General features: G+C 60.6%; 13 protein-coding genes. 7 read left to right on the forward strand and 6 right to left on the reverse strand.

The window, feature by feature from the left end; translation table 11 throughout:
• Positions 1–12 precede the first annotated feature (12 nt).
• The 3 genes from I8E17_RS11230 (at position 13) to I8E17_RS11240 (ending at position 4,107) form a co-directional block, all read left to right on the forward strand.
• Positions 13–1,599 carry a trimethylamine methyltransferase family protein gene (locus tag I8E17_RS11230; protein ID WP_069612764.1) on the forward strand — a complete coding sequence of 529 codons (1,587 nt, stop codon included), beginning with the start codon at positions 13–15 and terminating at the stop codon, positions 1,597–1,599.
• A gap of 147 nt (positions 1,600–1,746) precedes the next feature.
• Complete coding sequence (locus I8E17_RS11235) at positions 1,747–2,070, forward strand: hypothetical protein (RefSeq protein ID WP_069612765.1); 324 nt, start codon at positions 1,747–1,749, stop codon at positions 2,068–2,070.
• A 375-nt stretch (positions 2,071–2,445) separates the two neighbouring features.
• Positions 2,446–4,107 (forward strand): DEAD/DEAH box helicase, encoded by a 1,662-nt coding sequence (locus tag I8E17_RS11240; RefSeq protein ID WP_069612766.1) that lies wholly within the window; start codon positions 2,446–2,448, stop codon positions 4,105–4,107.
• 39 nt (positions 4,108–4,146) lie between these two features.
• Here I8E17_RS11240 and I8E17_RS11245 read toward each other — a convergent pair whose 3' ends face one another.
• Complete coding sequence (locus tag I8E17_RS11245; RefSeq protein ID WP_162751103.1) at positions 4,147–4,653, reverse strand: GNAT family N-acetyltransferase; 507 nt, start codon at positions 4,651–4,653, stop codon at positions 4,147–4,149.
• A 244-nt stretch (positions 4,654–4,897) separates the two neighbouring features.
• Between I8E17_RS11245 and I8E17_RS11250 the strand changes: the two genes are divergently transcribed.
• Positions 4,898–5,806 (forward strand): DMT family transporter, encoded by a 909-nt coding sequence (locus tag I8E17_RS11250; protein WP_069612867.1) that lies wholly within the window; start codon positions 4,898–4,900, stop codon positions 5,804–5,806.
• A gap of 3 nt (positions 5,807–5,809) precedes the next feature.
• Here the strand turns inward: I8E17_RS11250 and I8E17_RS11255 are convergent, their stop codons facing one another.
• Positions 5,810–6,703, reverse strand: coding sequence for a DMT family transporter (locus tag I8E17_RS11255; RefSeq protein ID WP_069612768.1), 894 nt, complete (start codon positions 6,701–6,703; stop codon positions 5,810–5,812).
• A 397-nt stretch (positions 6,704–7,100) separates the two neighbouring features.
• Between I8E17_RS11255 and I8E17_RS11260 the strand changes: the two genes are divergently transcribed.
• The 3 genes from I8E17_RS11260 to I8E17_RS11270 are packed head-to-tail and all read left to right on the forward strand — an operon-like array spanning position 7,101 to position 10,295.
• Entirely contained in the window at positions 7,101–8,510 is a 1,410-nt protein-coding gene (locus I8E17_RS11260) for a circularly permuted type 2 ATP-grasp protein (RefSeq protein WP_069612769.1), read from the forward strand.
• 6 nt (positions 8,511–8,516) lie between these two features.
• Positions 8,517–9,458, forward strand: coding sequence for an alpha-E domain-containing protein (locus tag I8E17_RS11265; protein WP_069612770.1), 942 nt, complete (start codon positions 8,517–8,519; stop codon positions 9,456–9,458).
• A gap of 12 nt (positions 9,459–9,470) precedes the next feature.
• Entirely contained in the window at positions 9,471–10,295 is an 825-nt protein-coding gene (locus tag I8E17_RS11270) for a transglutaminase family protein (protein ID WP_069612771.1), read from the forward strand.
• Between the two features lie 9 nt (positions 10,296–10,304).
• Here the strand turns inward: I8E17_RS11270 and I8E17_RS11275 are convergent, their stop codons facing one another.
• The 4 genes from I8E17_RS11275 to I8E17_RS11290 form a co-directional block, all read right to left on the reverse strand.
• A complete protein-coding gene (locus I8E17_RS11275) occupies positions 10,305–10,715 on the reverse strand; it encodes a type II toxin-antitoxin system VapC family toxin (RefSeq protein WP_069612868.1) in 411 nt (136 codons plus the stop codon).
• A complete protein-coding gene (locus tag I8E17_RS11280; RefSeq protein ID WP_069612772.1) occupies positions 10,712–10,957 on the reverse strand; it encodes a type II toxin-antitoxin system Phd/YefM family antitoxin in 246 nt (81 codons plus the stop codon). The genes I8E17_RS11275 and I8E17_RS11280 overlap by 4 nt, the downstream gene beginning before the upstream one ends.
• Positions 10,958–11,094: 137 nt before the next feature.
• A complete protein-coding gene (araD, locus tag I8E17_RS11285; protein WP_069612773.1) occupies positions 11,095–12,840 on the reverse strand; it encodes an L-arabinonate dehydratase in 1,746 nt (581 codons plus the stop codon).
• A gap of 63 nt (positions 12,841–12,903) precedes the next feature.
• Positions 12,904–14,337: an aldehyde dehydrogenase family protein gene (locus I8E17_RS11290; RefSeq protein ID WP_069612774.1), complete on the reverse strand. Its 1,434-nt coding sequence runs from the start codon at positions 14,335–14,337 to the stop codon at positions 12,904–12,906.
• Positions 14,338–14,395 lie beyond the last annotated feature (58 nt).

The raw sequence follows: 14,395 nt of genomic DNA on the forward strand, positions 1-14,395 counted from the left end.
GGAGCGAGCGCCATGAGCGACGAAGAAAGCCTGACCTTGAACGAAGCACAGATCGCAACGGCGACGGGCGAACGGCGGCGGCGGGTCGGAGGGCGCGGCGCCGAGCGCAGCCGCAAGCCGAGCGGCACGAAATATCTCAACCTCGTCAACAATCTCGCGCACACGGAACTCCTGTCGCCGGAAGCGCTTGACGATATTCATGAGGCGTCGCTGACCATCCTCGAAGAGATCGGCATGGATATCATCCTGCCGGAAGCGCGTGAGCGCATGAAGGCTGCCGGCGCGGATGTCACACCGGGCAAGGAACGTGTCCGCTTCGATCGCAACATGATCATGGAGCTGATCGCTTCGATCCCGTCAAACTTCACGCTGCACGCCCGCAATCCCCTTAGAAACGTTGAGATCGGCGGCCGCAATCTCGTTTTCGCACAGGTTGCCTCCGCCCCCTTCGTCGCCGACCGCGATGGCGGCAGGAGAGCCGGAAACCAGGATGACTTCCGCAAGCTTATCAAGCTTGCGCAGTCCTTCGACGTCATCCATATGACCGGCGGCTATCCGGTCGAACCCATCGACATCCATGCCTCGGTGCGCCATCTCGACTGCCTTTCCGATATCGTGAAGCTCACCGATAAAGCCTTCCATTGCTATTCGCTCGGCAAGCAGCGCAATCTCGACGCAATCGAGATCGCCCGTATCGGCCGCGGCATCAGCATGGAGCGGATGGAGCGCGAACCCTCACTCTTCACTATCATCAACTCCTCGTCGCCGCTGCGCCTCGACGGACCGATGCTGCAGGGGATCATCGAAATGTCTTCGCGCGGCCAAGTGGTGGTTGTCACGCCGTTCACGCTGGCGGGCGCCATGGCGCCGGTGACGATCGCCGGCGCGCTGGTGCAGCAGAATGCGGAAGCGCTCTGCGGCCTCGCCTTCACCCAGATGGTGCGCAAGGGCGCGCCGGTCATGTATGGCGGCTTCACCTCGAATGTCGACATGAAGACGGGCGCCCCCGCCTTCGGCACGCCGGAATATATGAAGGCGGTCATCGCGGGCGGCCAACTCGCCCGCCGATACGGCATCCCCTACCGCACCTCCAATACGAACGCTTCCAATACGCTCGATGCGCAGGCGGCTTACGAATCGGCCCTATCACTGTGGGCGCTGACCCAGGGCGGCGGCAATTTCGTCCTGCATGCGGCCGGCTGGAGCGAAGGCGGGCTAACCGCCTCCTTCGAGAAATTCATCCTCGATGTCGACATGTTGCAGATGGTCGCCGAATTCCTGAAGCCACTCGATGTCAGCGCCGACGCCCTGGCGCTGGATGCCGTGCGCGACGTCGGCCCCGGCGGCCATTATTTCGGCACGGCGCACACGCTCGCCCGCTACGAAACCGCCTTCTATTCGCCGATCCTGTCCGACTGGCGAAACAATGAAACCTGGACGGAAGCCGGGAGGCCCACGACTTACGATCATGCCAATCGTGTCTATAAGGAAACGCTCGAGCGTTATGAACGGCCCCCGCTCGATCCGGCCATTGAGGAGGAGCTCGACGCCTTTGTGGCCAGACGCAAGGCAGAAGGCGGCGTCCCTACCGATTTTTGATTTAAAATCAGAGGCTTTATGCCTGGAATCATGAACGAAATTTAATCTCGCGGACCTCTTTTGGGCCGCGACTTCGCCCCCTTTTCTGCGCAACGTCAAACTCGGCTTTGGCTAGGAGCCAGCCTGTGTTTTGGGAAAGGGATGTCAATGTCTGTGCTTCGCACATTAACGACGGCCGGTTTGATCGCGCTGACGCTTGGCAGCGCCGCCACCGCAACCGCCACTACCGCCAACGCGTCCGGCCGTGGCGCCTTCTTCGGCGGCCTTGCCGCCGGTGTCGTGGGCGGCGCCTTGATAGCCGGGGCTGCGCGTCCGGCCTACCCTGCTTATTATCCGGCATATCCGGCATATCCGGCCTACTATAGCGGCCCGGTCTACGAGCGCGTCTATGTACGTCCCTACCCCAGCTGCTATTGGGCATGGCGTCACGATGGCTGGGGCCGTCCTTATCGCGTTGAGGTTTGCCGCTAGGATCAGCAATCGCTGATTGAGCGCATGCGCCCTTGTCAGATCTCGGATGCCGCCGGATTTCGGCGGCATTTCTGTATGCGTGATGAAAAGCTTTCGCCTACACCTCTTGACATTCCGCGCATTTAAGACCAAATGCGCCTCAGCTTTCACCTTCCGGCCGCCGCGTGAGCGTGCCCTGCGGGACAATCTGTACGCAAGAGAAGGATAAAAGCGCTTTTATGAATGAGGCCGCGCCAAGCGTTGCGGCCAATGCGCTGGGAAAGCTATTTCCAACTTACAAGTTCCCACTTCACGCGGGGTTCTTGACGCCAGAGACAGACCGGACCGCATGGTGCGACCCGGCCTATTTTCTGTGGCGCCCCGAAAGGTATTGAATTGACCGATTTTCACTCGCTTGGTCTCTCCAAGCAGATCGTAGATACGCTGTCCCAGAACAACTTCGCTACGCCGACGCCGATCCAGGCACAGGCGATCCCGCTCGTTCTCCAGGGCCGCGATCTCATCGGCCTCGCCCAGACCGGCACCGGCAAGACGGCCGCTTTCGGCCTCCCGATCATCGAAATACTGACCAAGGAAGGCAAGCGCCCGGATAACCGCACGACGCGCACTCTGATCCTTGCCCCCACCCGCGAACTCGTCAACCAGATCGCCGACAATCTGAAGCTCTTCGTTCGCAAGACGCCGCTGCGCATCAACATCGTCGTCGGCGGTGTTTCGATCAACAAGCAGCAGCTTCAGCTGGAGCGCGGCACCGACATTCTCGTCGCGACGCCGGGCCGCCTGCTCGACCTCATCAGCCGTCGCGCCATCTCCCTCGGCCACGTCACGCACCTCGTTCTCGACGAAGCCGACCAGATGCTCGATCTCGGCTTCATCCACGATCTCCGCAAGATCGCCAAGCTCGTTCCGGCCAAGCGCCAGACCCTGCTCTTCTCGGCAACCATGCCGAAGGCGATTGCCGACCTCGCTTCCGACTATCTGACCAATCCGGTCAAGGTGGAAGTCACCCCGCCCGGCAAGGCTGCCGACAAGGTGGAGCAATATGTCCATTTCGTCGCTGGCCAGAACCACAAGACGGAGATCCTCAAGGAAACTCTGAACGCCAACCCGGATGGCCGCTCGATCGTTTTCCTGCGCACCAAGCACGGCGCCGAGAAGCTGACGAAGCATCTCGACCATGTCGGCTATGCCGCCGCCTCCATCCATGGCAACAAGAGCCAGGGCCAGCGCGAGCGCGCTCTGAAGGGCTTCCGCGATGGTGACGTCCGGGTTCTCGTCGCAACCGACGTTGCAGCCCGCGGCATTGATATCCCCGGCGTTTCGCACGTCTACAATTACGACCTGCCGGAAGTGCCGGATGCCTATGTCCACCGCATCGGCCGCACCGCGCGCGCCGGTCGCGATGGCATCGCTATCGCCTTCTGCTCGCCCGACGAAATCCGCCTGCTGCGTGACATCGAGCGCCTGATGGGTATCGAGATCGCCGTTGCGAGCGGCGAAGCTCCGGCCGATCGCGGCCGTCCCGTTCGCGGCAAGGGCCGCGGCGGTCAAGGTAATGGTAATCACGGCAATGGCGGCCAGGGCAGAGGCCAGAACGGCCAGGGACGCGAGCGTAGCGAAAGCCGCCCGCAACGTCCGGCTCGCCGTCCGTTCTTCGACAAGGAAAACGGCGAGGCTCGTGGCGAGGCTGGCGAGCGCCAGGAACGCCGTCCGCGCAACGAGCGTCCGCAGCGCGAAAACAATCGCAACGCCGATTTCCGTGGCCAGCGCCGCAACGAACCGACGCCGCGCCCGGAGATCGACAACGACCTTGCCTCCACCTCGGATTTCCGCCCCGCTCGCAAGCAGCACAACGGCCAGTCCAACGGCAACGGTGCCGCGCATGAGGGCGGCGCCCATCGCGGCCAGCGCCATTCTCACGGCCGTCCCGCGGGACGCCACAACGAAGAGCATGGCGCTCAGGGCGAACAGCGCAATGGCGGCAACGGCCGCATGCGCCGCCGCAGCAATAGCGGCCAGCGCCGCGAACGCGCCTGATAGAGTTCAAGGGGGCTGATTGGCCCCCTTTTTCTTTGGTTATTCCGCCTGGCTTTGCAGGCTTTCGATTAAAGCCGGGAGATCATCCCAAACATATGCGATCTGACCGATTGCAGTTTCGCCGAATGTAAGCGACCCCGTCGCCACTGGTCGACCGCGCAGGCGCTCGTAGAAACCCTTGTTTGGATTGTTCTCCAATGCCAACGCCAGCAATCCTTTATGTTCCATATCTTTGAGAGCTCGCGCCACTTTAGTAAAGAGAGCCGAACCGATCTTGCGGCGCTGATAGCCAGGCAGAAGATAAAGCGCGTAAACTTCAGCTTCCTGCGGGAAGCCCGAATGCCGGCTTGACCCTCCGCTCCCAAATCCGACAACCTCGCCTTTCTCGTCTTCCGCCACGTAATAAGCAATGCCGGCATGACCCAGATAGCGGCGATGGCGCTGCTCCTGATGTCTATAGGACATGCCCTTGAGGAAATCCTCCGGCAGCAGCCCGACAAAAGTCGCCCTCCAGGCATCGACCACAACTCGGGCAATGCCCGACAAATCGCCGTCGACAGCAGGCCGAATCTCAATCGCCATCGATAGTTCCTCCGTTGACGGCCTGCATGAAGACTACGAACGTAGCCATGAGAGTAAATTCGAAACTTCGAAGCTACCTGACATTCCATTTCGCTTGGCGACCAATGTTTGGATGACTGTTTCCTGCCTGCAGATACTTCCCGGCATAGTCTAGAGCGTGTTGGGAGGCTTGGGAGGCAGTGCATTGCAAAAGACGGCAACGCGGCCGATGTCGGCAAGCGACTGGGGGCAGCTCCTGCTTCTCGGCGCGTTGTGGGGCGGATCATTTTTCTTTGCCCGTATAGCGGTGGCAGAAATCCCGCCGCTGGCGCTGGTGCTCTATCGGGTTTCGATTGCCGCGCTAGTTCTGCATGTCTGGTTGCGCCTGCGTAACATTTCCTTTGCGCCCGCTATTGCCAGATCAGCTTCGTTCCTGGGTCTCGCACTGCTCAACAACGTCATCCCGTTTTCTCTGATATTCAGCGGCCAAACGGAGATCGGAGCGGGCCTTGCCTCGGTGCTCTACGCGACAACGCCCCTCTGGACAGTCCTGGTCGCAAATCTGCTGACGGCTGACGAAAAGCTCTCCGCCAGCAAGCTCGCCGGCGTGGCTCTGGGGATTGGCGGCGCTGCCATTATGATCGGTCCAGGGCTCTTCGCCAATTTGGGCGGACCGACATGGGCAAAGCTTGCGGTCATCGGAGCGGCAATTTCCTATGCATTCGCGGCCGTTTTCGCGAAGCGATTTCGGGATATCAAGCCGGTCGTTGTTGCCGCCGGCCAGTTGACCGCCTCCACCATCGTTATGATACCGATCGTCCTTCTTCTCTACGATCCGGGCGAAATCATAAGTACGAATATCTCGATCTGGCTGGCCATTGGAACTCTTGCAATCGTAACGACTGCCTTCGCCTTCATTCTCTATTTCAATCTCATCGCCTCCGCCGGGGCGACAAATGCGTCGCTGGTGACGCTGCTCGTGCCGGCGAGCGCGATCATCTTGAGCGCCGCATTCCTTGGAGAGCGTCTGGAACCTTACGAATTCCTCGGATTGGCTCTGATCATCTCCAGCCTGGTAGTTGTCGATGGCAGGCTCTTACGATGGCGGCAACGGAGCGATGCCCTGAAGAAGTCGTAGAGCCTATTCCGGCACGACTTCCGCCTGACGCCGATTGGTGAGGTAGACACCGATCACCACAATCACCGTGCCGACGATAATCGGCAGCGTCAGCGGCTCGCCGAATGCGATGGCGGCCTCGATGGCGACGGCCGGCGGCATCAGGTAGATCAGCGATGCGGCGCGGGACACCTGCCCGCGGCGGATGAGATAGAGCAGCAGACCGACGGCGCCCATGGACAGGCCGAAGACCGACCAGAGGAGCGACAGGATCGCCGTCTGCGTGCCGTCGAAGTGCAAATCTTCGAAGATGAAGGCCAAGGGAACGGTCACGATCAGCGCGCCGACATATTGCAGGGTCGCAATGGTTCTGAGGTCGCCTGTCTGAAGGTACCGCTTCTGATAGAGCGTGCCATAAGTTACCGAGACCATAGCCAACAGGTTGACGACAAGCGGCACCGCCGATTGCCAGAGGTTGGCCGTATCCGTCGCCAGGAGTTTCGGCGAGATCGCGATCGCAATGCCGAGGAAACCGAGAAGCAGACCGACCTTCTGGATCGGCCGCAGCCGCTCGCCGACGAGAAGCGGTGCGGCCATGGCGGTCATCAGCGGCTGCAGCGCCGCAATGATGCCGGAAATGCCGGCCGGCACGCCCTCGGCAATCGCCCACCAAAGGCCGGCCAGATAGATGCCGTGCAGGAAAATCCCTGAATAGACAGCCCGAAACACGCTCGTCCAGTCGCGTGGCCATCGGGCGCGGACGATCGAACAGAGCAGCACGAAAGCAAGCGCCGAAAGGCTGTAGCGGATCATCAGAAAGGTAAAGGGACCCGCATGCAGCGAAGCATATTTGGCGACGATCCAGCCGGTGGACCAGAGAAGGACAAAAATCGCGGGCGCAAGCCTATCGAGGGACATGGGAATCGGACCGATATATGTGGCGCTTGGGATCCGGAATCCTGGTCGACTCGGGGTGTCGCGCGGAGGGGTTGAAGGCTGATAGCCGATAGCGGCTGTGCGGTCAAAATCGATCTGCTGAAAACAGCGATCAATTTTTCTTCACGTCCGGCGAGTCACCCTTCTGGTTTCAGAAACCTCAGCCATCACCCAGGCACTCAGTCGGCAAAAGAAGCAGATGCTCAAATTTTGATCCGCAGATTGCGACAAGAGCTGGCAGGCAACAACCCTGTTACTCTTAAATGCCTGTAAATACGGCATTTTTCGACATTCAGAAATTCGCGATGGCAACTGCGCATAGTTCTTGCATTGTAAAAACCGTTGTATTCAAATGGGTAAAAACACGGGGACCGCACCTTTGGCATTTGATGAAATGATTACTGCGGATGAAAGTCCGCGCGCGCCTTACGAGAAATACTTCGAGTGGTATTCAGGCCAGGACAGGGGCCACCTCATTGCCAAATCCCGCGATGCGGAAACCATCTTCCGAAAAACGGGTATTACCTTCGCGGTCTACGGGCACGCAGACTCCTCCGAAAAGCTCATCCCGTTCGACATCATCCCCCGCATCATTTCAGGCCGCGAATGGCGCAAACTCGCCCAGGGCATCGAACAGCGGGTCATCGCCCTCAACGCCTTCCTTGACGACATCTACCACAAGCAGGAAATTATCCGCGCCGGCCGCATCCCGCGCGAGCTGATCGAGAAGAACGACGCCTTCCTGCCTGAAATGATCGGATTCCGCCCGCCGGGCGGCGTCTACACCCATATCGTCGGCACGGATATCGTGCGCACCGGCGAAGACCAGTTCTATGTGCTCGAGGACAATGCCCGAACACCTTCCGGCGTCAGCTACATGCTGGAAAACCGTGAAACGATGATGCAGATGTTCCCCGAGCTGTTTCACCAGAACAAGGTGCAGCGCGTCGAGGACTATCCGCTGCTGCTGCGCCAGAGCCTGGCATCGCTCGCCCCTCCCGGCTGCACCGGCAAGCCGCGCGTCGCCGTGCTGACGCCGGGTATCTATAATTCCGCCTATTACGAGCATTCCTTCCTTGCCGACATGATGGGTGTGGAACTGGTGGAAGGCTCGGATCTGCGCGTCATCGACGGCAAGGTGAAGATGCGCACGACGCGGGGCTACGAGGCGATCGACGTGCTCTACCGCCGCGTTGACGACGATTTCCTCGATCCCCTCACCTTCCGCCCGGATTCCGCGCTCGGCATTCCTGGCATCATGGATGTCTACCGCGCCGGCAATATCACCATCGCCAACGCACCCGGCACCGGCATATCCGACGACAAGGCGATCTATTCCTACATGCCCGAGATCGTCGAATTCTATACCGGCCGCAAGCCGATCCTCGAAAATGTGCCGACCTGGCGCTGTTCGGAGCCAGACAGCCTGCAATATGTGCTCGATAACCTCGCCGATCTCGTCGTCAAGGAAGTCCACGGGTCCGGCGGCTACGGCATGCTTGTGGGACCGACGGCCACCAAGAAGGAGCGGGCGGCCTTTGCCGAAAAACTCAAGAGCAAGCCGAATAACTACATCGCGCAGCCAACCCTTTCGCTCTCGACAGTGCCGATCCTCGTCAACAAGGGCATTGCCCCGCGGCACGTCGATCTGCGGCCCTACGTCCTCGTCTCAGACAAGGTGCGGATCATCCCCGGCGGGCTGACCCGCGTGGCGCTGAAGGAAGGCTCGCTGGTGGTCAACTCCAGCCAGGGCGGCGGCACCAAAGACACCTGGGTTCTGGAGGACTGATCGGACATGCTGGGAAGAACCGCGAATGGCCTCTACTGGATGTTCCGTTACATCGAGCGCGCCGAAAACATAGCCCGCCTTGTCGACGCCGGCCAGCGCATGTCGCTGACCCGCAGCGATGCCGTCGACGACGACTGGGATGGCGTCCTGCAAAGCGCCGGCGTACGCGAAGCCTACAATGAGGTGCACAACAAGCTGACCGGGACCGACGCGATCGATTATCTGATGCGCGACCGCTCCAATCCGTCGAGCGTCATGTCCTGCATCGAATATGGCCGCAACAATGCCCGCATGGTGCGCACGGCGCTGACCCGCGACACGTGGGAGGCGACCAACGAATGCTGGATCGAGCTGAAGTCGCTGCTCGGCAAGAAGCTGAAGACGGCTGAACTGCCCGAGACGATCGACGTCATCAAGCAGCGGGCGGGCCTCATCCGCGGCGCCTTCCACGGCTCGATGCTGCGCAACGAACTCTATAATTTCGCCCGCATCGGCACCTTCATCGAGCGTGCCGACAACACGGCACGCATTCTCGACGTGAAATATTACGTCCTGCTGCCGTCCGTCTCGCATGTCGGCTCCTCGCTCGACAACGCGCAATGGGAATCGATCCTCAGATCAGTCTCCGCGCACCGGGCCTATAAATGGGCCTATGATCCCGAATACAAGCCGGCGAACATTGCCGACTTCCTGATCCTCAACGGCCAGATGCCGCGCTCGCTCGCCTATTGCTACGAAAAGATCGTCAGCAACATAGGTTATCTCAGCGCCGAATATGAAAAACGGCTGCCGGCGCACGATACAGCGGAAGCTATCCGCAAGTCGCTGCAAAAGCTGACGATCAAGCGGATCATGGACCAGGGCCTGCATGAGTTCCTCGAGGATTTCGTCGCACGCAACAATCAGTTGGGCGCCGAAATCTCCGACGGCTACCGGTTCTACGAATAGGCGGGCGATATCATGAGACTGACGATCAGCCATATCACGGAATATCGCTACGACGAGCCGGCGCAATTCTCACTGCAGCGGCTGCACCTGACGCCGCTGACCGGCGTGGGACAGACGGTCATCGACTGGAAGCTCTCGGTCGAAGGCGCCAAGCCCGAGGTGGAATATGACGACCAGTTCGGCAATCGCGCCACGCTGGTATCCCTCGATGGACAGCAGGACGCAACGAAGATCATCGCCTCGGGCGAAGTCGAGACACAGGATCTCAATGGCGTCGTCGGGCTGCATCAGGGCTTCAGCCCGCTCTGGCTCTTCCTGCGGGAATCACCACGCACCAAGGCAGGCAAGCTGACGAAGGAGCTGTTGCGTAGCGTTTCCGGCGACAATGAGCTCAGCAGGATGCACGCGCTGATGAAGGCAATCCACGAGACCGTGGAATACAAGCCGGGCACCAGCGACACCGAGACGACGGCGGAACAGGCACTGGAAGCCAAGAGCGGCGTCTGCCAGGACCACGCCCATATCTTCCTCGCCGGCGCCCGCACACTACGAATCCCCGCCCGCTACGTCTCCGGCTACCTGATGATGGAAGGAAAAAACGAGCAGGCTGCGACGCATGCCTGGGCCGAAGCACACGTGCCCGGCCTCGGCTGGGTCGGCTTCGACCCGGCCAACAACGTCTGCCCCGATGCCCGTTATGTCCGCATCGCGACCGGCCTATGCTATCGGGATGCGGCACCCGTCTCGGGCATGCGCATCGGCACGCCGGGCGAAACCCTTATGGTCAAGGTGACGGTCGCGAGCCAGGGGCAAAGTCAGAGCCAAAGCCAGAGCTGATAGGCAAATTCATCCTGCCGAAAAAACCTCGACATGGCCTTTGGCGCCATAGCGAAGGATTGCATCATCGGCTGTCAGCAGCGGAATACGGTGAAAGCGCGCTGTCGCCACGATAATTCGGTCTGCCGGATCGGTATGGAATTCACCCGGCAGCCGAACGCTGTCCACCGCAATCTGTGGCTCCATGGGAGCTAGCTCCAAACCAGGCAAAGCCAGTGCCGTGGCGAGCCAACGGCCAACGTCGTCACCGAGTGCGATACGTCCCTTTTCCGCGAGCATGGCGATTTCCCAAGGAGTGATCGCCGAGACCAGAATGCGACTGCGCGCCGTCGTTTCATCGATCCGCCTACGAGCCCGAGCACTCAGCCTGGGATCGTCGTGCATAGCCCAGATCAGAACATGCGTATCGATGACGATCAACGCGTCGCGTCCCATTCTTCAGCATCGATAGCAGGCAGGAACGGATCGTCATAATGGAGAACAGTACCCTTCATCGCGCCGATAATGCTGGGGCGATCCGATTTCCCCGGCGCGGGGGTCAGCAGAGCGACCGGCTTTCCACGCTTCGTAATGACAATAGGCTCTCCATCATCGCCCATTTGATCGATCAGATGAAGACATTTTGCCTTGAATTCGGCTGCACCGACAGATTTGACAGACATGAACATTATTCCCGTACAGATGTACATAAATTATGGTCATCTCATACAGGATAGTCAATGCCGCCTCGAAGTCCCAGGGACGAAAAAAGGGCGGAACTCTCGTCCCGCCCCTTCTTCCAATTCCAGAAGATAAGCTTTTAATGGCTGTCGCGATTGTTCGGGATTTCCGAGCCGCGCGGGCCGACGAGGAAGTCGAGGTCGGCGCCGGTATCTGCCTGCATGACCGACTTCACATAGAGACCGCCGTAGCCGCCGGTGAGCGGCTTGACCGGAGAAACCCATGCGGCGCGGCGCTTGGCCAGTTCCTCATCCGACACTTCGAGCTGGATAGTGCGGGCGGGAACGTCGACGGCGATGATATCGCCGTTCTGAACTAGCGCCAGTGGGCCGCCATCGGCGGCTTCCGGAGCCGTGTGCAGAATGACGGTGCCGTAGGCCGTGCCGGACATGCGCGCATCGGAAATACGGATCATGTCGGTGATGCCCTTCTTGAGCACCTTCGGCGGCAGGCCCATGTTACCGACTTCGGCCATGCCCGGATAACCCTTCGGGCCGCAATACTTCAGCACCATGATGCAGTTTTCGTCGATGTCGAGATCGTCACGGTTGATACGGGCGTGATAGTCCTCGATGCTTTCGAAGACCACGGCGCGGCCCTTGTGCTGCATCAGATGCGGCGAAGCGGCGGACGGCTTCAGGACAGCACCCTTCGGCGCGAGATTGCCGCGGAGAACAGCGATGCCGCCCGACTGCGTCAGCGCCTTCTCACGGGGAACAATGACGTCGTCATTGTAGTTGACCACATCCTTGACGCCCGCCCAGATCGTATCGCCGGTAACGGTGATCGCGTCCTTGTGCAGCAGGCCCATCTCACCAACCGCCTTGATGACAACCGGTAGACCGCCGGCATAGTAGAACTCTTCCATCAGGTGCTTGCCCGACGGCTGCAGGTTGACGATCGTAGGCACTTCGCGGCCGAGGCGATCCCAATCGTCCAGCGACAGGTCGACGCCGACGCGGCCGGCAAGCGCCAAAAGGTGCAGAACGGCATTCGTCGAGCCGCCGACGGCGCCATTGACGCGGATGGCGTTTTCGAAAGCTTCCTTGGTCAGAATGTCTGATGGTTTCAGGTCTTCCTTGACCATGTCGACGATGCGGCGGCCTGAAAGCTGCGAGATAACACGACGGCGAGCATCGACCGCAGGGATGGCGGCATTGCCGGGCAGCGTCATGCCGAGCGCTTCGGCCATCGACGCCATGGTCGAAGCCGTACCCATGGTCATGCAGCTACCGGCCGAGCGGGCCATGCCCTGCTCCGCGTCCATGAATTCATCCAGCGACATCTCGCCGGATTTCACCATTTCCGAGAATTGCCAGATTGCCGTGCCGGAACCGACATCCTTGCCGCGCCATTTGCCGTTCAGCATCGGACCGCCGGAAACGAGGATGACGGGGATGTCGACGGAAGCCGCACCCATCAGCAGGCTCGGCGTAGTCTTGTCGCAGCCGCCGAGCAGCACGACGCCATCGACCGGATTGCCGCGGATCGCTTCTTCGACATCCATGGCAGCGAGGTTGCGGAACATCATCGCCGTCGGGCGCAGCGTGCTTTCGCCAACGGAGAAGACAGGGAACTCGACGGGGAAACCGCCGGCTTCGTAGACGCCACGCTTCACGCGCTCTGCAAGATCGCGCAAATGCGCGTTGCAGGGCGTCAGCTCCGACCAGGTGTTACAGATGCCGATGATCGGACGGCCGTCGAACGTATCCGCCGGCAGGCCCTGATTCTTCATCCAGGAGCGGTGCATGATTGCGTTCTTGCCTGTGCCGCCAAACCAGTCGTAGGAGCGCAGCTTGCGCGGCCATTCAGCTTTCTTTTTCATAGTCTCTATACCTTTTGTGTCGCCCGGGTCGCCTCGTTCGCTCCCGGGCCTTGAATTCGGTGGTCAGGCGAGCGTGTAAGCCGTCTTGACGGTGGTGAAGAATTCGGCGGCATATTTGCCCTGCTCGCGCGGACCGAAGGACGAGCCCTTGCGGCCGCCGAACGGCACGTGGAAATCGACGCCCGCCGTCGGCAGGTTGACCATCACCATGCCGGCTTCCGCATTGCGCTTGAAATGCGTCGCATGCTTGAGGCTGGTCGTGGCAATGCCGGAAGAAAGGCCGAACGGCGTATCGTTGGCTGTGGCCAGCGCCTCATCGTAATCCTTCACCCGGATGACGGACGCGACCGGCCCGAAGATCTCTTCGCGGCTGATGCGCATCTGGTTCGTCGCTTCCGTGAAGAGCGTCGGTTGCAGATAGAAGCCGGGCGTGTCGCGGCTGACGAGCTCGCCGCCGAAGGCAAGCTTGGCGCCTTCCTGTTTGCCGATCTCGATATAGTCCGTATCCGTCTTCAGCTGCTTGGCATCGACGACCGGGCCGATATGCGTGCCCGACTTCATGGCATTGTCGACGTTGAGCGTCTTCAGCTTCTCCGTCAGCGCCGCCACGAACCTGTCGTGAATGCCTTCGGTGACGATGAGGCGCGACGAAGCCGTGCAACGCTGGCCGGTCGAGAAGAAGGCGGAATTGGCGGCTGCTTCGACGGCAACCGTCAGATCGGCATCGTCAAGCACCACCATCGGGTTCTTGCCGCCCATTTCTAGCTGGTACTTGCGGCCATGCTCGACAGAGGAAAGCGCCACGCGCTTGCCGGTGCCAACCGAACCGGTGAAGGTGATGCCGGAAAGAACCGGACTATCGAGCATCGCCTGGCCGACGACCGAGCCCTTGCCCATGACGAGATTCAGCACACCCTTCGGCAGACCGGCGCGGTTCAGGATATCGACGATCGCCCACGAGCAGCCCGGCACGAGATCGGCCGGCTTGAAAACGATGGTGTTGCCATAGCAGAGCGCCGGCGCGATCTTCCAGGCGGGAATAGCGATCGGGAAGTTCCAGGGCGTGATGATGCCGATGACGCCGAGCGGCTCGCGCGTGATCTCGACGCCGATGTTCGGGCGCACGGAAGGCACCACCTCGCCTGCCAGGCGCAGCGCCTCGCCGGCAAAGAATTCGAAGATCTGCGCGGCACGGATGGTTTCACCAATGGCTTCCGGAAGCGTCTTGCCCTCTTCGCGGGCCAGCAGCGCGCCGAGTTCGTCCTTGCGCGCCAGGATCTCGTCGCCGGCCTTCTTCAGGATTGTGTGGCGCTCCAGAATGCCGGAGCGCGACCAGGCCGGAAAAGCAGCCTTCGCAGCAGCGATCGCATCCGTAACGTCCTGCGCGCTTGCGCTCGCATAGAGGCCGACGACCTCGTTCGTATCCGACGGGTTGATGTTCTCGGTGCCGTTCGTCCCCGTCCACTCCCCGGCGATCAAGTTCTGATGAATGGTCATGGCGTCATGCCTTCCTGGATCGTATTGAAAACGCCCGGTCGATCCCTTGCGGCCGGGC

This window comes from Rhizobium sp. AB2/73 (genome assembly GCF_020871915.1).
Classification (GTDB): Bacteria; Pseudomonadota; Alphaproteobacteria; order Rhizobiales; family Rhizobiaceae; genus Rhizobium; species Rhizobium dioscoreae.